This is a genomic window from Nocardioides sp. P4_G4, assembly GCF_056401085.1.
This window is the reverse complement of the sequence record NZ_JBFUKA010000037.1, coordinates 15,833-39,813: the sequence shown is the minus strand read 5'-3', so window position 1 is coordinate 39,813 and position 23,981 is coordinate 15,833. Positions and strand designations below refer to the sequence as shown.

Below are 23,981 nucleotides of genomic sequence, written 5' to 3'. Positions count from 1 at the left end.
CCCCCTCGGGCGCGGGCTACGCGATGGCCAACCGCCGGGTCACGAGCCGGGTCCTGGCCGACGTGCACCGCGACGCCTCCCTGGAGCGACTGCGCGGCTGGTTCCACACGATGGCGACCGCCCTGGGCAGTGCCGCCCCCGTCGACGTCGAGATGCCGCGCGTCGTGCTGCTCTCCCCCGGCTCGGGCTCCGAGACGGCGTACGACCAGGGGTTCCTGGCGACCCTGCTCGGCTTCCCGCTGGTGGAGGCCGACGACCTCAGCGTCCGCGACGGCCGCCTGTGGATCCGCAGCACCACCCGCCGCGAGGAGGTCGACGTGGTGCTGCGCCGCGTCGACGCCGACTTCTGCGACCCCCTCGAGCTGCGGCCCGACTCCCAGCTCGGCATCGCCGGCCTCCTCGAGGCGACGCGCCGCGGTGCGGTGCGGCTGGCCAACCCGCTGGGTGCGGGCGTGCTGGAGAACGCCGGCCTGGTGGCCTTCCTCCCCGACGTGGCGAACCGGCTCCTCGGCGAGGACCTGCTGCTGCCCTCGGCGAGCACGTGGTGGTGCGGCGATGCCGTCGCCCGCTCCCACGTGCTGGCCAATCTCGAGCGTCTCGTCGTCAAGCCCGTCGCCCGGGGGCCGGTCCTGTCGGCGCGCTTCGGCTGGACGCTGGACGCCGCCGGTCGCGACGACCTGCGGCGCCAGGTCGAGGCGCAGCCGTGGGCGTGGGTCGGCCAGGAGCCGGTGGCGATGTCCACGGCGCCGGTGGTGACCCCGGGTGGGCTCGCCCCCGGCCGGCTCGTGCTGCGCACCTTCGGCGTCACCGACACCGAGCGTCACCACGTCATGCCCGGCGGCCTGGCGCGCGTCAACACCGATGCCTCCTCGTCGCTGGTCTCCAGCATGAGCGGTGCGCTGGCCAAGGACGTCTGGGTGCTCTCCGACGACCCCGCCGGCGTCCGTGGCTGGGGCGCCACCACACCCGAGGCCCAGCCCACCCTGGTGCGCCTCCAGCGCCGGGTCGCGGTCTCGCCGCGCGTCGCCGACAACCTCTTCTGGGTGGGCCGGTACGCCGAGCGGGCCGAGGGCACCGCGCGCCTGCTGCGGGTCGCCGACGACCTCGCCGAGGACCACGCCGGGCGGCCCGGCACGCCCGGCGCCATGACCATGGAGGTGATGGTGCAGGCCGCCGCGGCCCTCACCGGGGTGCCGCCCGTCGAGGGCCAGGGACCCGTCGACCACCTGCGCGCGATGGTCGGCGACGCCGCCCGTCCCGGGACGGTCGCCCACGCCTGCCACCGCCTCGTGATGGCGGCCGAGAGCGTCCGCGACCAGCTGTCCCAGGACATCTGGCACATCCTCAGCCGTCTCGACCGGACCCTCGAGCGGACGCCCTCGCCCCGCGCGCAGCTGCGTCCGCAGCTCGACAACGTCCTCGAGTCGCTGCTCGCGGTGGCCGGCGTCGTGCACGAGAGCATGGTGCGCGACCAGACGTGGGGCTTCCTGGACGGCGGCATCCGCGTCGAGCGCGCCCAGCTCACGGTGGCGCTGCTGCGGGCGACGCTGATCTCCGAGCGGCCGCCCGTCATCGACGGGCAGGTGACCGAGTCCGTGCTCGAGGCGAGCGAGAGCATCATCACCCACCGACGCCGGACGACGTCCGGGGAGGGCCCGGCGTGGCCGCTGCACTCGGCCACCTCGTTGCTGCTGCTCGACGCGGGCAACCCCCGGTCGGTCGCCTTCCAGGTCGCACGGCTGGGCGACGCGCTCCGGCTGGCCGGCGACACCGGCCTGGTCGACCGGAGCGAGGAGCTGTCCGCGGTGCTCACGTCCCTCGACCTCGACGAGCTGTGCGCGGGCGACCGCGCCGCGCTCGGCGATGCCCTCGACACCGTGGGCGGCACGCTGCGCGCCCTGTCCGGCGAGCTGGGCAGCCGCTACTTCGGTCGCAAGCCCACCTCGCGGGTGCTGCTCGGGCAGTGGGGCGGTCGCGGATGAGCCGCCAGGGTCCCGACGACTTCACGCCGCGCCGCTACGAGGTCCGGCACCGCACGACCTACACCTACGACGGCGCCGACGTGACGTCCTGCTACGAGCGCGGCTTCCTGGGCCCGCGACCGACGCCGACCCAGCGGGTCGTCAGCAACGACGTCTCCATCTCCCCCGAGCCGGACCTGGTCAGCGAGCACACCGACCACTTCGGCAACCGGTCGTTCTACGTCGAGGTGCGCACCCCGCACCGCGTGCTCGAGGTCACCAAGACGAGCGTGCTCGACGTGGACTGGCCGCAGGTCGACCTGGACGCGCTCGATGCCTGGACGGTCGAGGAGGCGGTCACCGCGCTCGCCGAGGACGCTGACCCGGTCGACCACGCGTCGTACCTCCTGCCGTCGCGGCTGGTGGCCGTCGACGACAGCGTCCGCGACTACGCCCGCCGCGTCCTCGGCCCCACCACCCCGCTGGGGCAGGCGATCGTCGGGCTGACGCACGCGATCTTCGAGGACTTCACCTACACCTCCGGCGTCACGAACGTGCGGACCACGCTCCCCGAGCTGCTCGCGCTGCGGCGGGGCGTGTGCCAGGACTTCACCCACCTGGCCCTGGGCTGCCTGCGTGCGGTCGGGCTGCCGGGGCGGTACGTCAGCGGCTACCTCGAGACCGCTCCCCCGCCCGGCAGGCCCAGGCTCGAGGGCTCGGACGCCTCCCACGCCTGGGCGTCGGTGATGATGCCCGGCGGCGCCTGGGTGGACCTGGACCCGACCAACGACCACCTGGCCGACTCGCGGTACGTCGTCACGGCCTGGGGTCGCGACTTCCGCGACGTCTCGCCGCTCAAGGGCGTCATCTTCACCGAGTCGGGCGGCTCGTCGCTCGACGTGGGCGTCGACGTCGTCCGGCTCCCCTCCGTAGCGGCCCGCGAAGGCACCGGGACGGACGCTGCGACCTGAGTCACCCCGTGACTCAGGTCGCACCGCTCGGACAGGCGCACCGGACGCYGGGAGCTGAGTCACCCGGTGACTCAGGTCGCACCGGCCGACCCGACCCCCTCAGCGGAGGCGGGTCAGCGCCAGCCCGTCGTCGGACGGCAGGCCGGGGTCGGCGGTCGCGGAGACGGTCATCGGGCCCATCGTCGTGCGACCGGAGTTGACGGTCAGGAACGCCGTGTCGGCGGCGTCGCGACCGGTGGCGATCCGCACGAGGGAGGAGCGGGGCGCCAGGCCCGTGCCGTCGACGACGTACCACTGGCCGTCGATCGCGACCTCGGTGACCGCGTGGAAGTCCATCGGCACGAGACCCGGCGCGTAGACGCTGACCAACCGCGACGGCACCCCGAGGGCCCGCAGGAAGGTGATGACCAGCTGCGAGGTGTCACGGCACACGCCGCGGCGGCTCACGTAGGTGTCCAACGCGCCGTCGACGGGCCCGCTGCTGCCGGGCGCGTAGGTGATGTGGGTGAGCGCCCACGAGACGACCGCCTGCACCAGCTCCTCGCCGTCGAGCTCRCCGAAGTAGGAATGCGCGACCGGGGAGAGCCGGTCGGAGTCGCAGTAGCGGCTCGGCCGGGTGAAGACGATGGCCTCCAGGTCGGTGACCGGGCCGGTCGGCTCGGCGTGCGGGACCACGGCGTCGTACGCGAGCCGCAGCTGTCCGACCGGGGCTGACGGAACGCGGTGCAGACGGGTGGTGCCGTCGAGGATCTCGGTGGTCTCCACCGGCCGGTCGTCGACGGTGACGGTGAGCGTCTCCTCGGTGGGCTCGAGCTCGCCGGACACGGCGACCGAGAACACCAGGTCGGCCGGAGCCCCGATGGTCAGGTCGATCCGGCTGCCGACCCTCCGCTGTATCTCCTGGTGCTGTATCTCCTGGTGCTGCATCAGCTGACGCTGACGCTGGCCTCGGCGCCGTCCACCGGCTCCATGCCCTCGGCGAGCCGCAGCGCCTCCTCGATGAGCGTCTCCACGATCTGCGACTCCGGCACCGTCTTGATGACCTCGCCCTTGACGAAGATCTGGCCCTTGCCGTTGCCGGACGCGACACCGAGGTCGGCCTCGCGGGCCTCCCCGGGACCGTTGACGACACAGCCCATGACGGCGACGCGCAGTGGCACCTCCATGCCCTCGAGGCCGGCGGTGACCTCCTCGGCGAGCTTGTAGACGTCCACCTGGGCGCGACCGCAGCTCGGGCAGGACACGATCTCGAGGCGACGGGGCTTGAGATTGAGCGACTCCAGGATCTGGAGGCCGACCTTGACCTCCTCGACCGGCGGGGCGCTCAGCGAGACGCGGATGGTGTCGCCGATGCCCTGGCTGAGCAGGTGGCCGAAGGCCACACTGGACTTGATGGTGCCCTGGAAGGCGGGACCGGCCTCGGTGACGCCGAGGTGCAGGGGCCAGTCGCCGGCCRCGGCGAGCAGCTCGTAGGCCCGCACCATGACGACCGGGTCGTTGTGCTTGACCGAGATCTTGAAGTCATGGAAGTCGTGCTCCTCGAAGAGGCTCGCCTCCCAGACCGCGGACTCGACGAGCGCCTCGGGCGTCGCCTTGCCGTACTTGTCCATGATCCTCTTGTCGAGGGAGCCGGCGTTGACGCCGATCCGGATCGAGGTGCCGCGGTCCTTGGCGGCCCGGGCGATCTCCTTGACCTGGTCGTCGAACTTGCGGATGTTGCCCGGGTTGACGCGGACGGCCGCACACCCGGCGTCGATGGCCGCGAAGACGTACTTGGGCTGGAAGTGGATGTCGGCGATGACCGGGATCTGCGAGTGCTGCGCGATCTCGGGCAGGGCGTCGGCGTCGTCCTGGCTGGGGCACGCGACGCGCACGATGTCGCAGCCGGTCGCGGTGAGCTCGGCGATCTGCTGCAGGGTGCTGTTGACGTCGGAGGTGAGCGTGGTCGTCATCGACTGCACCGAGATCGGGCTGTCGCTGCCGACGCCGACCGAGCCGACCTTGATCTGGCGGGTGGGGCGCCGTGGGCTGAGGACCGGAGGGGGCAGTGCGGGCATGCCCAGGCCAATGGCGGAGCCGACGGAGGTCATGGCGCCAGCGTACTGGGGGGAGGGTCCCGGTCAGGCGTCCAGGTGGAGGGGCACGACCAGGTCACCGACGATGAGCACCATGCCCATGACGAGCATCGCGGCGCCCACGACGTAGGCGATCGGCAGCAGCTTGGCGACGTCGACGTAGCCGGGGTCTGGGCGACCGCGCAGCCGCGCGAGCCGGCGTCGGGTCGCCTCCCACAGCGCGCCGGCGATGTGGCCGCCGTCGAGCGGAAGCAGCGGGATGAAGTTGAACAGCCCGATGAAGAGGTTGAAGCCGGCCACCAGCATGACCAGGGAGACGATCTTGTCCTTCATCGGGAAGGTCGTCTCGTCGGCCGACGCGACCTCGCCGGCGAGCCGACCACCGCCGACCACGCTGACCGGGCCGTAGGGGTCCCGCTCCTCGAGGCCCACGATGGCGCGGGCGACACCCCAGACCTTGACCGGGAGGTGGACGAGCGCCTGGACGGTGTCGACCGTCATGCGCCCCATCTGCTGGAGGGTGTAGACGGGACCGCCGGTCTCGTAGACGGGCGTCGCGACCGGCATCACGCCGAGGAAGCCGACCGGGGTCAGGTCCTCGGGCGAGGCGGAGTCCAGCGGGCGGGGCTGGACCTGGGTGGTGGCCTGGAGCGTCACCTGCGTGCCGTCGCGCTCGACCACGATGGTGGCGGTGCGGTCGCCGTTGTCGCGGATCGCCTGCTGGACCTGGTCCCATCCTGTGACCGGGGTGCCGTTGAAGCTGACGAACTCGTCGCCGGCCTCGAGGCCCGCCGCGGCGGCCGGGCTCGGGTTGTCCCGGAGCTCCTCGGCGGTGCAGGCGCGACCGTCCTGGCTCGCGGGCACGATGCACGGGATCACCTCGGCGACCTTCGGCTCGACCTTCGCGTCGACGACCTGGCCGACCGTGGCGAAGACGCCCCAGAAGAGGAAGAAGGCGATCGCGAGGTTGACGGTCGGGCCGCCGGCCATCACGACGACCTTCTGCCAGGACTTGAACTTGTAGAACAGCCGGTCTGTGTCCTCGGGCTTCACGTGCTCCCACTCCGCCGCGCGGGCGTCGGAGATGAGCTGGGTGAACATGCCGGTGTTGGACTGCCGGACGAGGGTCTCGCCGTGCTCGTCGACCACGGTCTCCTCGCCCTTGCCGGGCGGGAGCATGCCGACGATCTTGACGTAGCCGCCGAGCGGGATCGCCTTGACGCCGTACTCGGTCTCGCCGACCCTGCGGCTGAAGACCGTCGGGCCGAAGCCCACGAACCACTGGGTCACCTTGCCGCCGAACTTCTTGGCGGGGATGAGGTGCCCGAACTCGTGCAGGCCGATCGACGCGAGGATCGCGAGGACGAAGATCAGCACGCCGAGCGTGTAGTACAGCGGGGTCACGGTTCTCCGTCGGTGTGTCTGGGTACGTCGGTGTCAGGAATGGTGCGGGCCGCCTCGTCGCGGGCCCAGGCGTCGGCCGCCAGGACGTCCTCGACGCTGAGGTGCTCCTTCGAGGGTACGTCGTGGTGGGCGAGCACCCGGGCAACCGTGTCGACGATGTCGGTGAAGGCGATCCGTCCGTCGTGGAAGGCCTCCACGCAGACCTCGTTGGCCGCGTTGTAGACCGCGGGCGCCGTCGAGCCACGCTCCCCTGCCTCGCGGGCGAGCCGGACCGCGGGGAAGACGTCGTCGGCGAGGGGCTCGAATCGCCAGTCGGCGGCCTTCGTCCAGTCGATCGGGGTCTCGGCGTCGGGCACCCGGTCGGGCCAGCCCATCCCCAGCGAGATGGGGACGAGCATCGTGGGCAGCCCGAGCTGGGCCACCACGGCCCCGTCGACGAACTCCACCATCGAGTGGATCAGCTGCTGCGGGTGCACGACCACGTCGATCCGCTCGAACGGGACGTCGAAGAGCAGGTGCGCCTCGATCACCTCGAGGCCCTTGTTGACCAGGGTCGCGGAGTTGGTGGTGATGACCTTGCCCATCGCGAAGTTGGGGTGGGCCAGCGCCTGCTCGGGGGTCACCTCGGCGAGCTGCTCGCGGGACCGGCCGCGGAACGGACCTCCGCTCGCGGTCAGCACCAGGCGGCGTACCTCGGCGGTGGTCCCGGCGCGCAGGCTCTGCGCGATCGCGCTGTGCTCGGAGTCCACCGGCACGATCTGGCCGGGCCGGGCACGGTCGCGGACCAGGGGGCCACCGATGATCAGCGACTCCTTGTTGGCCAGTGCCAGCGTGGTGCCGGCGTCGAGGGCGGCCAGCGTGGGGCGCAGGCCGACGGCACCGGTGATGCCGTTGAGCACCACGTCGCACGGCAGGGCGGCGGCCTCGGTGGAGGCCTGCTCCCCCAGCCCGGAGTATGCCGGCGCGAACTCGGCGACCTGCTGCTCGAAGAGATCGGGGTTCGACCCGCCGGCGGTCAGGGCGACCACCCGGAAGCGGTCGGGGTGGGCCCGCACCAGGTCGAGGGCCTGGGTGCCGATGGACCCGGTGGACCCGAGCACGACGACGTCGCGGCGCTTCACGACGTCACCTCCGGTGTGGCGCACGACCACAGGCGAAGGCCGCCCACGTCGATCACCGTGGCGCCCGGTGGGGCCTGGAGGTCCTCGCCCGCGAGCGCGTCGAGGACCCGCAGCTCCGACTCCCCCACCCGGACGAGCACGGCGTCGCCGGCGACGTCGGCGCAGCCTGCCGGGTCGGTGCGGCCCGCGCGCATCACCATCGTCCAGGACAGCTCGGTGCTGTCGTCGACGGTGAGGACCGGGACGTCACCCGTGTCCAGGGCGGGGTCGGTGCATGAGACCAGGACCTTCGCCGCAGCCACGTGCGGGGCGAGGTCGTCGACGTGCTCCACGACCGCTCCGAGCCGGGCCGCGGCGAGGGTCACCACGACTCCCTCGAGGGACGGCAGGGGGCTCACGGCGATCCGGTCGCCCGCCGCCGTGCCGAACGCGCGCAGTGCGCCCGCGAGCGCCCCCACCTCGGTGAGCAGGTCGGCGTACGTCCACGAACGCGCATCCAGGACGAGGGCGACGTCCTCGGCCCGTCCGCGGATGACGTGCCGGTCGAGCGCGTTGTAGCAGGCGTTCAGGGTGCCGGGGTCGTCGTCCCCCCGGGTGCCCGGCTTGCGGAACCAGTCGATGGTGCTGTCGGTCATGCCAGTCCGTTGTCGGCCGTCCGGGCCGGCTTGCTCGGCGTGCGCAGCCACGCGGTGAAGAACGACGTGAGGTCCTGCCCGCTGGTCGTGGCGGCGAGGGCCTCGAAGTCCTGGGTGCTGCCGTTGGCGCCGCTCCGCTGCTGCAGCCAGGTGCGCACCAGCGTCCAGAACGCGTCGTCGCCGATCCGCTGCCGCAGGGCCTGCAGCGTCATCGCGCCGCGCTCGTAGACGGCGTCGTCGAAGATCAGGTCCCTGCCCGGGTCGCCGATGGTGACCTCCCAGAAGGGGTCCGCGGCGTCGCGGCCGTCGTAGGAGCCGCGCAGGATGTCGGCGGCGCTGCGGGTGCCCTTGCGCTCGGTCCAGCGCCACTCCATGAAGGTCGCGGCGCCCTCGTTGAGCCAGATGTCGCTCCAGCGGGCCACGGCCACGTCGTCGCCGAACCACTGGTGCGCGAGCTCGTGGACGATGAGGCCCTCGGCGGGACCACCGAGCGTGGGGTACGTCGGACGGGTCTGGTTCTCCAGCGCGAAGCCCACCGGGAGGCCGGTGCTGAGCCCGCCGGTCACCTCGAACGGGTAGGCCCCGAGGTCCTCGGAGAGACCGTGCACGACCGACGCGCTCGTGCGCAGGGCGCGGAGCGATGCGGCCCGCTGGCGGTCGTCCTGGAGGCGGGAGACGGCGTTGACCCACGAGATCCCGTGGGTGGTGCCGCGCTCGACCTCGAAGTCGCCGGCGGCGAAGAACGCGAGGTAGGTGGCCATCGGGTCCTCGGCGCGCCAGCGCCACGTGACCGTCCGCTCGGTCCTCTTCTTGCTGACCAGGGTGCCGTTGCCGATGACCTCGTGGCCGCGATCGACCGTGGTCGAGACGTCGAAGGTCGCCTTGTCGCTGGGGTGGTCGTTGCCCGGGAACCACCACGGCGCCATGTGCGGCTGGTTCATCGCCACGACCTCGCGGTCGTTGGCCAGCCAGTTGCGCTCGCCGGCGTACTTCTCGTGGTCCGGGTTGCCCGCGTACGACACCACGACCCGGTGGGTCGAGCCCGCGACCAGCGGTGCGGCCGGGGTGATCCGGAGCTCGTGCTTGTCGGTTCGCGTGTGGTCGGCCCGCTTGCCGTCCACGCTCACCTTCGTCGTCGGCAGCAGGAAGTCGAGGTGGAAGCTGCTCAGGTCGCTCGTCGCCGTCAGCTCGAGGACGGTGCGACCCTCGAGCCGCTGGGTGGCGAGGTCGTAGCGGTTCCTGATGCGGTACGACGCGACGTCGATGCCGCCGTTGCCGTCGAGCGGCCAGTAGGCGTCGCCGATCCCGCTGCTGCCGGCCGGGGCGGACTCCTCGCCGGAGGCGGTGGCCTCGGTGAGCAGGACGGGAGCCACCACGACGGTGGCGAGCAAGGCGGCCGTCGTACGTCGAAGGGTGTGGGTCACCCGTGCAAGGTACCGCTCCCGCGTCGAAAACCGGTTGCGCGCGGGGACGGCGTCGTTCACCCTTGCCCACGAGGTGCCGCGTCCGGCGCCGACCGCCGCACCACCCGTTCGAGAGGAGCCGTGACATGACGACGACTGTCCCCGGCCTGTCCCCAGACCGACTTCCTCACGCACGGAGCACAGATGACGCACGACTTTCCCGAGGACTTCCTCACCCCCAGCACCACTGACCCCCGAGCCGGCCTCGACGACCGGTTCGTCTTCGAGTACGCCGGCTACGCCGACGAGCTGCCGCCCGGGCAGCGCTGGTCGCCCTGGGACGACCTCGAGGCCCTGATGAAGGGTCCCGAACCGCGCCCGGACTGGGTGGTCACCTCCAGCGGCGCGATCGACACCGACCTCGGCATCCTCAAGACCGGCAAGGAGGCCGACGTCTTCCTGGTCGAGCGTGCCGACCCGCACCGGCCCGAGGACGGGGTGGTGATGGCGGCCAAGCGCTACCGCGACACCGACCACCGCACCTTCCACCGGGCGGCGTCCTACACCGAGGGCCGCTCGATGAAGCGGTCCCGCGACAACCGCGCCCTCAAGCGCAAGTCGACGTGGGGACGCATCGTCGCCGCCGGCGAGTGGGCCGGGTCCGAGTGGGGTGCGCTGCGCCGGCTCTGGGAGCTCGGCGTGCCGGTCCCCTACCCGGTGCAGGTCGACGAGGCCGAGATCATGATGGAGTGGATCACCCACGTGGTCGACGGCGAGGTCCAGACCGCGCCGAGGCTCGCGCAGGTCCGCCCCGAACGTTTGTTGCTCGAGCACTACTACGAGCAGCTGCGGGACGCGCTGGCCACCATGGCGCAGGCGGGGGTCGTGCACGGCGACCTCTCGCCGTACAACACGCTCGCCGCCGGTGAGCGCCTCGTCATCATCGACCTCCCGCAGATCGTGGACCTGGTCGGCAACCCCCGCGGGATGGACTTCCTGCTCCGCGACTGCGCCAACATGTGCCAGTGGTTCCGGGCACGCGGGCTCGAGGTGGACGAGCAGGAGCTGTTCGGGGAGCTGATGGCCCACGCGTTCTGAGCAACCCGGTGCCGGGGCCGGTGGAGCGGCTGGTTGGCTTGCCCCGTGAGGCGCACCCACGGACGCATCGTCGACATCACCACCCTCCCCGACCTCGACGCCCGGCTGGCCCGCGGCGCCCGGTCGCTGGAGGGCTGGCGGATCGTGGGCGTCGACCTCACCGAGCGCGCCAGCGTCCTGCTGTCGCGTTCGGTGGCCTCGGCCCTCTTCCTCGGCTGCACCYTCGCCGACGGGGACGAGGATGCGGTACGCCGCCGCGGCGGGGTGGTGCTCCCCGACCTGGCCGCCAGCCCGGTCGACACCTACCGCACGACGCTCTACGCGCCCCGCGACCTCTACGACACGCCCCGCTACGGCGCCTCCCTCGACGCCCGGGCCTACGCCTGGTCCCAGCGTCGCGCCGAGCGCGGGGCAGCCTCCCAGGAGGAGGCCCTCGCCCGGGCCCTGCACGACCACGCCATCGACCAGGCCCTCGCGGTCTGGATCGCCGGACGGCGGATCCTGGGTGTGATGGGCGGTCACGCGCTCGAGCGCGGCTCCGCGGGGTACGCCGACGCCGCGCGGCTCGGGCAGGCCGTGGGGTCGGCGGTGACGGTGGCCACCGGCGGTGGTCCCGGCGCCATGGAGGCCGCCAACCTCGGTGCCCTGCTGTCCGCCTCGGGCTCCGAGACCCTCGACGCGGCGCTGGAGGTACTGGCCACGGTGCCGTCCTTCACGCCGGACGTCGGGGCGTGGGCGGACGCGGCGTTCACGGTGGTCGACGGGGTGACCGATCCCGTCGAGTCGCTCGGCATCCCCACGTGGCACTACGGCCACGAGCCGCCGAACCCCTTCGCCACCGCCATCGCGAAGTACTTCCGCAACGCCACCCGCGAGGCGGTGCTGCTGGAGGTGTGCACCGCGGGGATCGTGTTCCTCCCCGGCGCCGGCGGGACCGTGCAGGAGATCTTCCAGGACGCCTGCGAGAACTACTACGCCGACGAGTCCTCGATCGCCCCGATGGTGCTGGTCGGGCGCGAGCACTGGACGGACACCGTGCCGGCGTGGCCGCTGCTCGAGACGCTGGCGCGGGGACGGGCCATGGAGCAGCACGTGCACCTCGTGGACACAGTGCCCGAGGCCGCCGACCTCGTCGCGTCGTACGCCTAGGCTCCGCGCGGTCAGGCCTCGGCGGCGAGCTGCCCGCAGGCCCCGTCGATCTCGCGCCCGCGGGTGTCGCGGACGGTGGTGGGGATGCCCTTGGCCTCGAGCCGGCGGACGAACTCGCGCTCGTCCTTGGGGTCACTGGCCGTCCATTTCGAGCCGGGCGTCGGGTTGAGCGGGATCAGGTTGACGTGCACCCAGCCCCAGTCGCCGTACGAGTTGAGGACGTCTCCCAGCAGGTCGGCACGCTCGGCCTGGTCGTTGATGCCGCGCATCATGGCGTACTCGATGGAGACGCGGCGCTTGGTGACCCGGGCGTAGTTCCAGGCCGCCTCGACGGTCTCGGCGACCGAGAAGCGGGTGTTGATCGGCACCAGCTCGTTGCGCAGCTCGTCGTCGGGGGCGTGCAGGCTCAGCGCAAGGGTGACCGGGATGCCCTCCTCGGTCAGCTGGTTGATCCGCGGCACCAGGCCGACGGTGGAGACGGTGATGCCGCGGGCGCTCATGCCGAGGCCGGCGGGTGCGGGGTCGGTGAGGCGGCGTACGGCGCCGATGACGGCCTTGTAGTTGGCCAGCGGCTCCCCCATCCCCATGAAGACGACGTTGGAGACGCGACCGGGACCGCCGGGCACCTCGCCCCGGGCCATCGACCGGGCGCCGGCGACGACCTGCTCGACGATCTCGGCGGTGGACATGTTGCGCTGGAGCCCGCCCTGGCCGGTGGCGCAGAAGGGGCAGGCCATCCCGCAGCCCGCCTGGCTGGACACGCAGACGGTGGCGCGGTCGGGGTAGCGCATCAGCACCGACTCGACGAGCGCGCCGTCGAAGAGCTTCCACAGCGTCTTGCGGGTGGTCCCCTTGTCGGCCTCCTGGGTGCGCAGCGGCGTCATCAGGTGGGGCAGCAGCGCGGCCACCAGCTCGTCGCGCTGGGTGGCCGGGAGGTCGGTCATCTCCGCGGGGTCGTCGACGAGGCGACCGAAGTAGTGCGTGGACAGCTGCTTGGCCCGGAAGCCGGGCAGGCCCATCTCGGTCAGCAGGTCCTTGCGGCCCGCCTCGTCGAGGTCGGCGAGGTGGCGCGGCGGCTTCTTGCGACCCCGCGGCTCGTTGAAGACGAGGGGCAGGGTCTTGATGGGTTCGGTCTCGGGAGCAGACATCAGGCCCCGAGTCTCCCACCGACGGGCCGACCCGGGCCAATGCCCGTCCACCGCGGCGTCGTCATGTGAGCGGCACCACGTCGGCGGCTCCGAGGCGGGCCGCGTCTGCGGTCTCGTCGTCGGGCTGCACCTGGCTCTCCCGCTCGGCCTTCACCCGGGCCCGGTAGTGCTCGACCTCGAGCGCCACCTGCGCCTCGCTCCATCCGAGCACGGGGGCCACCAGCGCGGCGGCCTCCTCCATCGCGCCCAGGCCGCGGTCGAAGGTCTCGATCGAGATGCGGGTACGCCGCGTCAGCACGTCGTCCAGGTGCCGGGCTCCCTCGTGGCTGGCGGCGTAGACGACCTCGACCCGCAGGTAGTCCTCGGCGCCGGTCAGCGGCTCCCCCAGGGACGGGTCGGCCTCCACGAGGGCGAGCAGCTCGTGGACGAGCGTGCCGTAGCGCTGCAGGAGGTGCTCGATCCACACGTCGTGCAGCCCGGTGTCCGAGGACAGTCGGTGCCGGGCGTTCCACAGCGCGTGGTAGCCGTCGGCGCCCAGCAGCGGCACCTTCTCGGTGATCGACGCCGGCACCCGGCGGTCGATCTCCTCCAGCCCGTAGACCGCCTCGTCGACGACGTCCTTGGCCATCACCCGGTAGGTCGTGTACTTGCCGCCGGCAACCACCACGAGCCCGGGCGCGGGGTGCCCGACCGCGTGCTCGCGCGACAGCTTGGAGGTCGCGTCGGACTCGCCCTCGAGCAACGGCCGCAGCCCGGCGTAGACACCCTCGACGTCGTCGCGGGTCAGCGGCTGCTCGAGCACCGCGTTGACGTGCTCCAGCAGGTAGTCGATGTCGGCCTCGCTGGCGGCCGGGTGCGCCTTGTCGAGCTCCCAGTCGGTGTCGGTGGTGCCGATGATCCAGTGCCGCCCCCACGGGATGACGAAGAGCACGGACTTCTCGGTGCGCAGGATGAGCCCGACCTCCGAGCGGATCCGGTCCTTGGGCACCACGAGGTGGACGCCCTTGCTGGCCCGCACCTTGAACGAGCCCCGCTGCCCGCCCAGCGACTGGGTCTCGTCGGTCCACACGCCGGTCGCGTTGATGACCTGCCGGGCGCGCACCGTGATGGTGTCGCCCGTCTCGAGGTCGCGTACCACGGCGCCGGTGACCCGCTCCCCCTCGCGCGTGAGCTCGACGACGCGTGCCCGCGAGGCCACGTGGGCGCCGTACGCCGCCGCGGTGCGGGACAGGAACATGGTGTGCCGGGCGTCGTCGACCTGGGCGTCGTAGTAGTGCAGCGCGCCGACCAACGCGTCCTTGCGGAGCGACGGCACCAACCGCCGGGCTCCTCGCCGGGTCAGGTGCTTGTGCAGGGGCACGCCGGCGCGCCCCGACACGCGGGCCATCGCGTCGTACAGGGCGACGCCGGAGCCGGCGTACAGCCGCTCCCACACGCGGTGGCGCAGCGGGTAGAGGAACGGCACCGGCCGCACCAGGTGCGGAGCGAGCTCCTGGATGAGCAGCCCACGCTCCTTCAACGCCTCCGCCACCAGCCCGAAGTCGAGCATCTCCAGGTAGCGCAGTCCGCCGTGGATGAGCTTGCTCGACCTGCTCGAGGTGCCCGACGCGAAGTCGCGCGCCTCGACCAGCCCCACCCGCAGACCCCGGGTCGCGGCATCCAGGGCGGCACCCCCGCCCACCACGCCCCCGCCGATCACCAGGACGTCGAGCTGCTCGGTGGCCATGGCGTGCAGGGACGCCGCGCGGGACTCGGGGGACAACGGGACGGCTCTCATGGTGGTGCCTCTCTCGGGGGGGGTCTACGGGTGGATCACGCGCCGGAGCGCGGTGGGGCGTGAGGGTCGACCGGCTCAGTCGACGTCCACCCAGTCCAACGTCCTGCTGACGGCTTTCTTCCACTGCGCGTGACCGGCGGAGCGCTGCTCCTCGTCCCACTGCGGGGACCACCGCTTGCCCTCGTTCCAGTTCTTGCGCAGCTCGTCGGTGTTCTCCCAGAACCCGACCGCCAGGCCCGCGGCGTAGGCCGCGCCCAGGCAGGTGGTCTCGGCCACGACCGGCCGGCTGACCTCGACGCCGAGCACGTCGGCCTGGATCTGCATGCACAGCTCGTTGGCCGTCACGCCGCCGTCGACCTTCAGCACCTCGAGCTTGACCCCGGAGTCCTGCTCCATCGCGTCGGCGACGTCGCGACTCTGGTAGCAGATGGCCTCGAGGGTCGCCCGCGCCACGTGGGCGTTGGTGTTGTAGCGCGACAGGCCGACGATCGCGCCCCGTGCGTCCGAGCGCCAGTAGGGGGCGAACAGGCCGGAGAACGCGGGCACGAAGTAGACGCCGCCGTTGTCCTCCACCTGCCGGGCGAGCGACTCGCTCTGCGACGCACCGGAGATGATGCCGAGCTGGTCACGCAGCCACTGGACCGCCGAGCCGGTGACGGCGATGGAGCCCTCCAGCGCGTAGACCGGCGCGTCGTCGCCGAAGCGGTAGCAGACCGTGGTGAGCAGGCCGTTCTTGGAGCGCACCAGCTCGGTGCCGGTGTTGAGCAGCATGAAGTTGCCGGTGCCGTACGTGTTCTTGGCCTCCCCCGGCTCGAAGCAGACCTGGCCGACGGTGGCGGCCTGCTGGTCGCCGAGGATGCCGGTCAGCGGCACCTCGCCGCGGAACGGCCCGTCGGCGCGGGTCGTGCCGTAGCCCTCCGGGCAGCTCGAGGACTTGATCTCGGGGAGCATGGCCCGGGGGATGTCGAAGAGGGCGATGAGCTCGTCGTCCCACTCGCACGTCTCGAGGTCCATCAGCATCGTGCGGCTGGCGTTGGTGACGTCGGTGACGTGCACACCCCCGTCGACCCCACCGGTGAGGTTCCAGATCAGCCAGGAGTCGGTCGTGCCGAAGATGACGTCGCCCTTCTCCGCGGACTCGCGCACCCCGTCGACGTTCTCGAGGATCCACTGGATCTTGGCCCCCGAGAAGTACGTCGCCGGCGGCAGCCCGGCGCGCTGGCGGATCAGGTCCCCGTGACCGTCCCGCTCGAGCTTGGAGGCGATGCGGTCGGTGCGGGTGTCCTGCCACACGATCGCGTTGTAGACCGGCCGGCCGGTGCGCTTGTCCCACACGACCGCCGTCTCGCGCTGGTTGGTGATCCCCACGGCGGCGAGGTCCTCGTGGCCCAACTCGGCCTTGCGCAGCGCCGTCTGGATCACCGAGCTGGTGCGCTCCCAGATCTCCACCGGGTCGTGCTCCACCCACCCGGCCTGGGGCATCACCTGCTCGTGCTCGAGCTGGTGGCGGGCGACCTCCTCACCGGCGTGGTCGAAGATCATGAAGCGGGTGCTGGTGGTGCCTTGGTCGACTGCTCCGACGTACTCGGCCATGGTGTGCTCCTTCGTCCTGTGGATGGGCGGTCTGCTGGGGGCGGGCGGTGCCGCCGGCTGGGTTCAGCGCTGGGTGGTCGGCTCCGTCACGGGCTCACTCACGACGACCTCATCCTCCTCCGTGGGCGTCAGGTGCCATCCGATCAGCACCTTGCAGAGGACGCCACACACGAGTCTCCGATGATGGGGGCGACGATCGGGAGCCAGACGTAGAGATCGCCGTTCTGGTCGCGCAGGGCGTCGTCGTCGGTGTCCCCGGGCGCGGCGTACGCCGCCGGGCTCGCCGTCGGCTACTGGCCGGACCTGGAGGGCCTGCGCGCCACCTGGCGGCGCGCAGCGGTGTGGGATCCCCAGATGAGCGAGCGTCGCGCCGACGCGGCCGGGCGGAGTGGACCCGCGCTGTGGAGAGCACGCTGCGGTGGGCGGCGGAGGCCTGAGCCGACCGCCCGCCCTCACTTCACGTCGTACTGGACCATGAAGTAGAGGACCAGCGACGTCACGCCGAGGACCACCAGCGCGGTGACCACCATGCCGATCACCATGAAGATGGCGAAGCGGCGCGTCTTGCGCTGCGAGAGCAGCACGATCGGCACGACCAGGGCGATCAGCACGAAGGGGAACAGCTGCTGGGCGCGCTCGTAGGAGAACGCCAGGCGCAGCAGTCCGGCGAAGCCGCCCGGCAGCGCGGTGACGAACAGCATGCCGGCGAAGAAGCCGGTGATCCCGGCGAAGGTCGGGTGGCTGCGGTGCCACCAGCCACCCTCGACCGTCGGCTCGACCCGGGGCTGTGTCTCGGTCGTCTCCGGGGTGCTCATGGGGATCATCGTAGGACGGCGGGGACCTCGAGCACGTCGGGCATGCCGAGGGACGCCCACCTGATGAGGTCGGGCTCACCTCCCGTCAACGCGGCCATCAGCAGGGTCAAGGCGGTGCCGTGGCCGACCAGCACCACGTCGTCGTCCCCGTGGACGTCGAGGATCCGGCGCACGGCCGGCAGCAGGCGGTCGTGGGTGTCCTGCAGCGGCTCCCAGCCGGGCGCAGCGGGCGTCGTCGGGTCCGCGAACGCGCCCCGGACCCGGTCGGGGAAGTCGTCGAGCCACCCCGCGGCCCGCTCGTGCTCGCGGAGCTCGTCGACGATCCCGACGTCGCCGTCGGTGAGCAGCTGGGCGGTCTGCCGGGCCTTCGGCTCGGGCGAGCAGAACCACGCGGCCCGCACCGGGAGCCGTCCCGACTCGCGCAGCGCCCAGACGGCGTCGAAGCCCGCGGGGTCGAGGTCCCACGCGCTGGCCGGTCGCTCCGGGTCGACCAGGGGCAGGCCGTGGCGGACGAGGAACAGGGTCATGACAAGAACTCCCGGGCGCCGCGGAGCGGGGTCCGGAGCAGGTCGGCGGCGAGCGACGAGTCCAGGCGTACGTCGATCGGTCCCGGCACGCCCAGGGCGGCCCGGCTGCCTGGGCGGAGCCGGTCCGCGTCGAGCCCGTCCCGGAGGGCGACCAGACGCCCGAGCTCGTGGCGGCTCAGCGCATCGGCGCCCCCGAGGTGCAGGACCCCGGCGAGCCCGGTGCCGGCCAGCTCCGCGATCTCGACCAGGGCGGCCGAGAGGTCGCCGACGTCCACGGGGCACCGCCGCTCGTCGGAGAACAGCACGCCGTCGACACCCCCGGCGAGGCGGTGGAACAGCTGCTCGTGCGGGGAGCGGCCATCGCCGAGGACCAAGGAGGTCCGGGCCACGACGGCGTCGGGACAGAGCGCGAGCACGGCGGTCTCCGCTGCTGCCTTGGCGGCTCCGTACGCGGTGATCGGGTCTGGCGGCGCGGACTCGGCATACACGCCGTCGGCCCCGGAGAAGACCGCGTCGCTGGAGACGAGCACCATGCGCGCGCCGTGCCGCGCGGCCGCCACGGCGACGTGCACGCTGCCCGTGGCGGTGACGTGCCAGTCGGCCTGGACGTAGGCGGTGTGCACGACCGCGTCCGGGCGCACCTCCGCCACGAGCCTCTCGATCGCGGCCGCGTCACGCAGGTCGGCGTCCGCGGACCCCGCCGGCACGACGTCATGACCGCCCGCCCTGGCCGCCGCGACGACACGACCACCGAGGTAGTCGTGGCGGCCACCGGTCACCAGCAGGCGCACGTCGGCCGTCCCTCAGAACACGAGGTAGTGGAGCRGGAGCCAGATCGGCGCGATCGTCGCCAGCAACGAGTCGAGGCGGTCCATCAGACCGCCGTGACCGGGAATGACCTGGCTCATGTCCTTGATGCCCAGGTCGCGCTTGATCACCGACTCGCACAGGTCGCCGAGGGTCGCCATCACCGCGGCGATGAGGCCGAGGGCCACGCCCACCCACCAGTCGCCGTCGAGGAGGTAGACGACCAGGGCCACGCCGGAGGCGACGCAGAAGACCAGCGAGCCGACGAAGCCCTCCCACGACTTCTTGGGCGAGATGACCGGCGCCATCGGGTGCTTTCCGAAGAGCACGCCCGCGATGTAACCGCCGATGTCGGAGGCGATCGTGACGAGGATGAAGGTGATGATCCCCTTGACGCCCTCGTCGTACGGCTCGAAGCCGGTGGCCCCGCCCTCGGCGAGCATCAGGGCCACGAACGAGCCCAGGAACGGCACGTAGATCAGCGTGAAGACCGAGGCGGTGGCGTTCTTGACGTAGCCGTCGATGCCGCGCCGCAGCAGCCACAGCATGATCACGAGTGCGGTCACGGCCGTGGCCGTCACCAGCGCGGGCGCGCCCCAGAAGTAGGCGACGACGACCATGACGACCCCGCCCACCATGAGCGGCTGCTCCGGCAGGTCGATCTCCTTGGCGGACATCCCCTTGCGGAGCTCCCACACGGCCACCAGGACGGCGGCCGCGACGATGAACATGAAGGCCGTCTTCCACACCGCGAGGGACACGGCGATGGCGACGAGCAGCACCACGGCGGAGCCGATCGCGGCCGGCAGGTTGCGGCCCGCGCGACCGTGGTCCTTCGGCGGTGCTGGGGAGGCGGGCATGCTCGGGGACGCCATCAGACCTCGAGCAGCTCGGCTTCCTTGTTCTTGAGCATCTCGTCGATCGTGTCGGTGTGCTTCTTGGTGGTGACGTCGAGCTTCTTCTCACCGCCGGTGACGTCGTCCTTGCCGACCTCGCCGTCCTTCTCGAGCTTCTCCATGCCCTGCTTGGCCGTGCGGCGCAGGTTGCGGACCGCGATCCGGCCGTCCTCGGCCTTGCCGCGCGCGAGCTTGATGTACTCCTTGCGGCGCTCCTCGGTCAGCTCGGGGAAGCCGCAGCGCAGCACCTTGCCGTCGTTGGCCGGGTTGACGCCGAGGTCGGAGTCGCGGATCGCGCGCTCGATGCTGCCCATCGCACCGATGTCGTACGGCGAGATCAGGATCGTGCGCGCGTCCTGCGAGGTGAACGACGCCAGCTGCTGGATCGGCGTGGGCGAGCCGTAGTAGTCGACGACGATCTTGTTGAACATGTTGGGGTGCGCCCGGCCGGCACGGATCGCGGCGAACTCCTCGCGGGTCGCCTCGACCGACTTGGCCATCTTCTGGTCGGCCTCGTTCAGGACGTCGTTGATCACGTGCTTGCTCCTCGGCGAATCGGTCGTGCGTCGACAGGGGTCTCGGGTCTGGGGTCGTGAGCGATCATCCGTCTCGGCTCACGAGCGTGCCAATCTTCTCACCCTGCACGGACCGGGCGATCGTGCCGGGGGTGGAGAGGTTGAAGAAGACCATGGACATGTCGTTGTCCCTGGCCAGGCTGATGGCGGTGGCGTCGGCGACCTTGAGGTTGCGCGCGAGGTACTCGTCGTAGCTCAGGTCGTCGAACTTCACGGCGTCCGGGTGGGTCTTGGGGTCGGAGTCGTAGACCCCGTCGACCCCCTGCTTGCCCATCAGGATGACCTCGCAGTGCGTCTCGAGGGCGCGCTGAGCGGCGACCGTGTCGGTGGAGAAGTAGGGCATGCCGGCGCCGGCGCCGAAGATGACGACCCGGCCCTTCTCGAGGTGCCGGATGGCGCGGCGCGGGATGTAGGGCTCGGCGACCTGACCCATCGCGATGGCGCTCTGCACCCGGGTCTCGACACCCTGCTGCTCGATCAGGTCCTGGAGGGCGAGGCAGTTCATCACCGTGCCCAGCATGCCCATGTAGTCGGCGCGAGCGCGGTCCATCCCGCGCTGCTGCAGCTCGGCGCCGCGGAAGAAGTTGCCCCCGCCGACGACGATCGCGACCTGCACACCCTCGCGGGCCACGTCGGCGACCTCCTTGGCGATCGCGCTGATCACGTCGAGGTCGAGACCGACCTGGCCACCACCGAACACCTCTCCCGAGAGCTTGAGCAGGACGCGGTTGTAGGCGGTCACAGGTGGTTCCCTTCGATGACGGGTGGGTCGGGGCAAACCTACCGGTGGGTCACCCCTCCCGGCGAACGCGGCGCCCGACCGGGCGGCTACGACGACGGGGCCGGCACGACTCTCGTCGTACCGGCCCCGTCGGGGTGCCCCGGACGGTGTGTCCGGTGCGGGTGGCGTGTCAGCCGGTCAGGCGCCGACCTCGAAGCGCGCGAAGCGCTTCACGGTGGTGCCGGCCTCGTCGAGGACCGTCTTGACCGACTTCTTGTTCTCGGTCACCGACGGCTGGTCGAGGAGGGCGACCTCCTTGTAGAAGCCGTTGAGGCGACCCTCGGTGATCTTCGCGATGGCACCCTCGGGCTTGCCCTCCTCGCGGGAGGTGGCCTCGGCGATCTCGCGCTCCTTGGCGACGACGTCCGCGGGGACCTCGTCACGGGAGAGGTACGACGGACGCATCGCGGCGATCTGCTTGGCGGCACCCTCGGCGCCGGCCTCGCTGCCGTCGAACTCCACGAGCACGCCGATGGCGGGCGGCAGGTCGGCGGAACGCTTGTGCATGTAGGCCACGGTCTCGCCGTCGAAGTAGACGACCCGACCGAGCTCGATCTTCTCGCCGATCGTCATGGCCAGGCCGTCGACGACCTCGCTGACGGTCTTGTCGCCGAGCGAGACGGCCTTGAGGGCCTCCGCGTCGCCGGCCTTGGCCTCGGCGGCCGCGTCGGCGATCTGCTGGGCGGTCGACACGAACTCGTCGCCCTTGGCCACGAAGTCGGTCTCGCACTTGAGCTCGACCAGGGCGCCGCCGGAGCGGGCGACCAGACCGGCCGAGGCCTCGCGCTCGGCACCGCGCTCGGCCATCTTCTTGCCCAGCTTGATGCGGATGAGCTCGGCGGCCTTGTCGAAGTCGCCGTCGGCCTCGGTGAGGGCCTTCTTGCAGTCCATCATGCCGGCGCCGGTGAGCTCGCGGAGCTTCTTGACGTCAGCGGCGGTGATGTTCGCCATGTTCCTTCTTCCTCGAAGTAGACAGGTGAGTGATGAGCGGGGAGAAGGAGGTCAGTCCTTCTTCTCGGCGTTGACGAAGCCGGCAGCCTCGGCGGCCTCGGGGGTGCGGAACCACACCTCGGCGTTGGTGCGGTCGTACCAGGGGCTGGTGGGCGCGTGGAACTTCTTGGAGCCCTCGTTGCCCTTGATGTCGAAGCCCTCGGGAGCCGAGCCGTCCTCGAGCGCGACGGCGGAGTCGGCGCCGTACGGGGCGTCGGTCTTCTCGTCGGTCGTGGTCCCAGCCTTCTCGTCGGCCTTGTCCTCGGTCTCCTCCTCGACCTTGACGTCGGTCGCGGCCTCGGCGGCAGCGTCGGCGGCGGGCGCCTCGGACGCGGCACCGGTGGACTCGGCGGCCGGGGTGTCGTCGGTCTTGGCGTCGCCACCGGTGGCCTCGACGGCCGCCTTCTCGGCGTCACCGGCGAGGAGCTCGCGCTCCCACTCGGCCAGCGGCTCGGCGGCCGTGGCGTCGGTGTTCTTGGCGCCCGAGCGGGACATGAGGCCCTCGGCGACGGCGTCGGCGACCACGCGGGTCAGCAGGCCCACGGCGCGGATGGCGTCGTCGTTGCCCGGGATCGGGAAGTCGACGAGGTCGGGGTCGCAGTTGGAGTCGAGGATGCCGATGATCGGGATCCGCAGCTTGCGGGCCTCCTCGACGGCGAGGTGCTCCTTGTTGGTGTCGACGATCCATACGGCCGAAGGCACCTTCGTCATGTCGCGGATGCCGCCGAGGGTCTTGTCGAGCTTGGTGCGCTCCCGCTTCATCTGCAGGAGCTCCTTCTTGGTGCGGTTGGAGCCCGCGACGTCGTCGAAGTCGATCTCGTCGAGCTCCTTGAGGCGGTTGATCCGCTGGTGCACCGTCTGGAAGTTGGTGAGCATGCCACCGAGCCAGCGCTGGTTGACGTAGGGCATCCCGACGCGCGTCGCCTGCTCGGCGATGGCCTCCTGGGCCTGCTTCTTGGTGCCGACGAACATCACGACACCGCCCTTGGCGACGGTCTCCTTGACGAAGGCGTAGGACCGGTCGATGTAGGCCAGCGACTGCTGCAGGTCGATGATGTAGATGCCGTTGCGCTCGGTCATGATGAAGCGCTTCATCTTGGGGTTCCAACGACGGGTCTGGTGACCGAAGTGGACGCCGCTCTCGAGCAGCTGGCGCATGGTGACGACTGCCATGGTGTTCTCCTGTGTGATGGAGGCGCTCGCGGTGTGCCCGGCCTTCTGGCAGGCCGGGCCGGGAGCGGATCTCCGGTTGAATTCAGTTGCTGCACCCGACGGGTGTCGGTTGCCCTGACGCTCGCGCGCGATCCGATCCGCGCTGGTGCTGCGGAACCAATGGATTCGCGCCCACGGGCGGCCGGCCTCCACGGAGAGAGCCCGTCGCGGTCTGCGAGCGTGCGAAGTCAGCCCAAGGTGCTGGGCCGCTCTGCGAATCGTAGGTCACGTCCGCCGCGACGAGCCAATCGAGGTGCCACCGGCCCCCCGAGCGTCCACAGCCGCGAGACCGGCACCCGCCCTCCACCGAACGGCGCTTGCTGATCGCTGCCGCCGGCTTCGGCCCGCACGCTCGCTCCATGAGCGTCCAGTCCCCTCGCCTGCGTGCGTCCGCCCGTCGGGCGGTGTCCGCCGCCACCCTGGTCGTCGTCGTCCTCCTCGTCGTCTCTCCCGTCCGGGGCGAGGAGCCGGACCCGGTCGGCGTGTGGCCGCTCGATCCCCGGCCCGAGGTGGTGGCGACGTTCGACCCGCCCGACGACCCGTGGGGTGCCGGGCACCGGGGTGTCGACCTGGCCGGACGGATCGGGCAGCCGGTGCGCACCGCGCTGCCCGGTGAGGTCGTGTTCGCCGGGACGATCGCGGGAAAGCCCGTGGTGAGCGTGTCGCACGGGGACACCCGGACGTCGTACGAGCCGGTGGTGGCCTCCGTCACCGTCGGCACCCGGCTGGCGGCCGGGGACGTGGTCGGGATGCTCGACCTGTCGGCCAGCCACTGCTTCCCCCGTGCATGCCTCCACTGGGGTTGGCGGCGCGGGGACACCTACCTCGACCCGCTCGACCTGGTCGGCGGCGGACCCGTGCGACTGCTRCCGCTGTGGCGCGACGAGCCGGTCGCCACCGGTGCCTGGCGACCGCCCGTCCACCCGTACGCCGCCTGGGTGCCACCGATCCCCACGCGATCGCCCCGGTCGACCCCCATGGTTCCGGTCCAGCCGCCGGAGGCTCCCGGCTGGCGGGTCGCCGGTCACCTCCCCTGACGGCAC

The 23,981-nt window shown here is 71.7% G+C and carries 22 protein-coding genes; 5 read left to right on the top strand and 17 right to left on the bottom strand.

Annotated features, from left to right (window positions below; all coding sequences use genetic code 11):
• The coding region (locus AC1DQF_RS10460) for a circularly permuted type 2 ATP-grasp protein (protein ID WP_477525164.1) at positions 1–1,982 on the top strand (1,982 nt) is incomplete at its 5' end.
• Positions 1,979–2,932, top strand: a complete 954-nt coding sequence (locus tag AC1DQF_RS10455) for a transglutaminase family protein (RefSeq protein ID WP_477525163.1) — start codon at positions 1,979–1,981, stop codon at positions 2,930–2,932. The genes AC1DQF_RS10460 and AC1DQF_RS10455, both read left to right, overlap by 4 nt.
• Positions 2,933–3,031: 99 nt before the next feature.
• Here AC1DQF_RS10455 and AC1DQF_RS10450 read toward each other — a convergent pair whose 3' ends face one another.
• The 6 genes from AC1DQF_RS10450 to AC1DQF_RS10425 are packed head-to-tail and all read right to left on the bottom strand — an operon-like array spanning position 3,032 to position 9,591.
• Complete coding sequence (locus AC1DQF_RS10450; RefSeq protein WP_477525162.1) at positions 3,032–3,859, bottom strand: transglutaminase-like domain-containing protein; 828 nt, start codon at positions 3,857–3,859, stop codon at positions 3,032–3,034.
• Positions 3,859–5,022: a flavodoxin-dependent (E)-4-hydroxy-3-methylbut-2-enyl-diphosphate synthase gene (gene ispG / locus AC1DQF_RS10445; RefSeq protein ID WP_477525161.1), complete on the bottom strand. Its 1,164-nt coding sequence runs from the start codon at positions 5,020–5,022 to the stop codon at positions 3,859–3,861. The genes AC1DQF_RS10450 and ispG overlap by 1 nt, the downstream gene beginning before the upstream one ends.
• 30 nt (positions 5,023–5,052) lie before the next feature.
• A complete protein-coding gene (locus AC1DQF_RS10440; RefSeq protein ID WP_477525160.1) occupies positions 5,053–6,411 on the bottom strand; it encodes a M50 family metallopeptidase in 1,359 nt (452 codons plus the stop codon).
• The gene (dxr, locus tag AC1DQF_RS10435; RefSeq protein ID WP_477525159.1) at positions 6,408–7,556 is read right to left on the bottom strand and encodes a 1-deoxy-D-xylulose-5-phosphate reductoisomerase; all 1,149 of its coding nucleotides are present in this window, start codon (positions 7,554–7,556) and stop codon (positions 6,408–6,410) included. Before dxr ends, AC1DQF_RS10440 begins: the two co-directional genes overlap by 4 nt.
• Positions 7,529–8,167, bottom strand: a complete 639-nt coding sequence (locus AC1DQF_RS10430; RefSeq protein WP_477525158.1) for an AMP-binding protein — start codon at positions 8,165–8,167, stop codon at positions 7,529–7,531. The genes dxr and AC1DQF_RS10430 overlap by 28 nt, the downstream gene beginning before the upstream one ends.
• Complete coding sequence (locus AC1DQF_RS10425) at positions 8,164–9,591, bottom strand: M1 family metallopeptidase (protein ID WP_477525157.1); 1,428 nt, start codon at positions 9,589–9,591, stop codon at positions 8,164–8,166. Before AC1DQF_RS10425 ends, AC1DQF_RS10430 begins: the two co-directional genes overlap by 4 nt.
• A 183-nt stretch (positions 9,592–9,774) precedes the next feature.
• Here AC1DQF_RS10425 and AC1DQF_RS10420 point away from each other — a divergent pair, with 183 nt between their 5' ends.
• Together AC1DQF_RS10420 and AC1DQF_RS10415 are read left to right on the top strand one after the other, a co-directional pair.
• Positions 9,775–10,668 carry a serine protein kinase RIO gene (locus tag AC1DQF_RS10420; RefSeq protein ID WP_477525156.1) on the top strand — a complete coding sequence of 298 codons (894 nt, stop codon included), beginning with the start codon at positions 9,775–9,777 and terminating at the stop codon, positions 10,666–10,668.
• A 45-nt stretch (positions 10,669–10,713) separates the two neighbouring features.
• Positions 10,714–11,817 (top strand): LOG family protein, encoded by a 1,104-nt coding sequence (locus tag AC1DQF_RS10415; protein WP_477525155.1) that lies wholly within the window; start codon positions 10,714–10,716, stop codon positions 11,815–11,817.
• An 11-nt stretch (positions 11,818–11,828) separates the two neighbouring features.
• Here the strand turns inward: AC1DQF_RS10415 and rlmN are convergent, their stop codons facing one another.
• The 11 genes from rlmN to rpsB form a co-directional block, all read right to left on the bottom strand.
• Complete coding sequence (gene rlmN, locus AC1DQF_RS10410; protein ID WP_477525154.1) at positions 11,829–12,965, bottom strand: dual-specificity RNA methyltransferase RlmN; 1,137 nt, start codon at positions 12,963–12,965, stop codon at positions 11,829–11,831.
• A 61-nt stretch (positions 12,966–13,026) separates the two neighbouring features.
• Complete coding sequence (locus AC1DQF_RS10405) at positions 13,027–14,742, bottom strand: glycerol-3-phosphate dehydrogenase/oxidase (RefSeq protein ID WP_477525153.1); 1,716 nt, start codon at positions 14,740–14,742, stop codon at positions 13,027–13,029.
• 75 nt (positions 14,743–14,817) lie between these two features.
• A complete protein-coding gene (gene glpK, locus AC1DQF_RS10400; RefSeq protein WP_477525152.1) occupies positions 14,818–16,335 on the bottom strand; it encodes a glycerol kinase GlpK in 1,518 nt (505 codons plus the stop codon).
• Positions 16,336–16,787: 452 nt separating this feature from the next.
• Positions 16,788–17,150: a hypothetical protein gene (locus AC1DQF_RS10395; protein WP_477525151.1), complete on the bottom strand. Its 363-nt coding sequence runs from the start codon at positions 17,148–17,150 to the stop codon at positions 16,788–16,790.
• A 5-nt stretch (positions 17,151–17,155) separates the two neighbouring features.
• Complete coding sequence (locus tag AC1DQF_RS10390) at positions 17,156–17,677, bottom strand: histidine phosphatase family protein (RefSeq protein ID WP_477525150.1); 522 nt, start codon at positions 17,675–17,677, stop codon at positions 17,156–17,158.
• On the bottom strand, positions 17,674–18,468 hold the full coding sequence (locus AC1DQF_RS10385) for an SDR family oxidoreductase (RefSeq protein ID WP_477525149.1): 795 nt from the start codon (positions 18,466–18,468) through the stop codon (positions 17,674–17,676). Before AC1DQF_RS10385 ends, AC1DQF_RS10390 begins: the two co-directional genes overlap by 4 nt.
• Before the next feature lie 12 nt (positions 18,469–18,480).
• Complete coding sequence (locus tag AC1DQF_RS10380; RefSeq protein WP_477525148.1) at positions 18,481–19,344, bottom strand: phosphatidate cytidylyltransferase; 864 nt, start codon at positions 19,342–19,344, stop codon at positions 18,481–18,483.
• A gap of 14 nt (positions 19,345–19,358) precedes the next feature.
• Complete coding sequence (gene frr, locus AC1DQF_RS10375; protein ID WP_477525166.1) at positions 19,359–19,913, bottom strand: ribosome recycling factor; 555 nt, start codon at positions 19,911–19,913, stop codon at positions 19,359–19,361.
• 67 nt (positions 19,914–19,980) lie between these two features.
• Entirely contained in the window at positions 19,981–20,697 is a 717-nt protein-coding gene (gene pyrH / locus AC1DQF_RS10370) for a UMP kinase (RefSeq protein ID WP_477525147.1), read from the bottom strand.
• A gap of 177 nt (positions 20,698–20,874) precedes the next feature.
• The gene (tsf, locus tag AC1DQF_RS10365) at positions 20,875–21,687 is read right to left on the bottom strand and encodes a translation elongation factor Ts (RefSeq protein ID WP_477525146.1); all 813 of its coding nucleotides are present in this window, start codon (positions 21,685–21,687) and stop codon (positions 20,875–20,877) included.
• Between the two features lie 51 nt (positions 21,688–21,738).
• Positions 21,739–22,899, bottom strand: coding sequence for a 30S ribosomal protein S2, sunset domain variant (gene rpsB, locus AC1DQF_RS10360; protein WP_477525145.1), 1,161 nt, complete (start codon positions 22,897–22,899; stop codon positions 21,739–21,741).
• Positions 22,900–23,297: 398 nt separating this feature from the next.
• Between rpsB and AC1DQF_RS10355 the strand changes: the two genes are divergently transcribed.
• Positions 23,298–23,975: a M23 family metallopeptidase gene (locus AC1DQF_RS10355; protein ID WP_477525144.1), complete on the top strand. Its 678-nt coding sequence runs from the start codon at positions 23,298–23,300 to the stop codon at positions 23,973–23,975.
• The last annotated feature ends 6 nt before the right edge of the window (positions 23,976–23,981 follow it).

What these genes read in the sequence shown, in the direction of transcription:
- AC1DQF_RS10455 (WP_477525163.1), top strand. Translation starts at nt 1,979, where the DNA reads ATGAGCCGCCAGGGTCCCGACGACTTCACGCCGCGCCGCTACGAGGTC.
- AC1DQF_RS10430 (WP_477525158.1), bottom strand. Translation starts at nt 8,167, where the DNA reads ATGACCGACAGCACCATCGACTGGTTCCGCAAGCCGGGCACCCGGGGG.
- AC1DQF_RS10420 (WP_477525156.1), top strand. Translation starts at nt 9,775, where the DNA reads ATGACGCACGACTTTCCCGAGGACTTCCTCACCCCCAGCACCACTGAC.
- rlmN (WP_477525154.1), bottom strand. Translation starts at nt 12,965, where the DNA reads ATGTCTGCTCCCGAGACCGAACCCATCAAGACCCTGCCCCTCGTCTTC.
- AC1DQF_RS10405 (WP_477525153.1), bottom strand. Translation starts at nt 14,742, where the DNA reads ATGAGAGCCGTCCCGTTGTCCCCCGAGTCCCGCGCGGCGTCCCTGCAC.
- glpK (WP_477525152.1), bottom strand. Translation starts at nt 16,335, where the DNA reads ATGGCCGAGTACGTCGGAGCAGTCGACCAAGGCACCACCAGCACCCGC.
- AC1DQF_RS10395 (WP_477525151.1), bottom strand. Translation starts at nt 17,150, where the DNA reads ATGAGCACCCCGGAGACGACCGAGACACAGCCCCGGGTCGAGCCGACG.
- AC1DQF_RS10390 (WP_477525150.1), bottom strand. Translation starts at nt 17,677, where the DNA reads ATGACCCTGTTCCTCGTCCGCCACGGCCTGCCCCTGGTCGACCCGGAG.
- tsf (WP_477525146.1), bottom strand. Translation starts at nt 21,687, where the DNA reads ATGGCGAACATCACCGCCGCTGACGTCAAGAAGCTCCGCGAGCTCACC.
- rpsB (WP_477525145.1), bottom strand. Translation starts at nt 22,899, where the DNA reads ATGGCAGTCGTCACCATGCGCCAGCTGCTCGAGAGCGGCGTCCACTTC.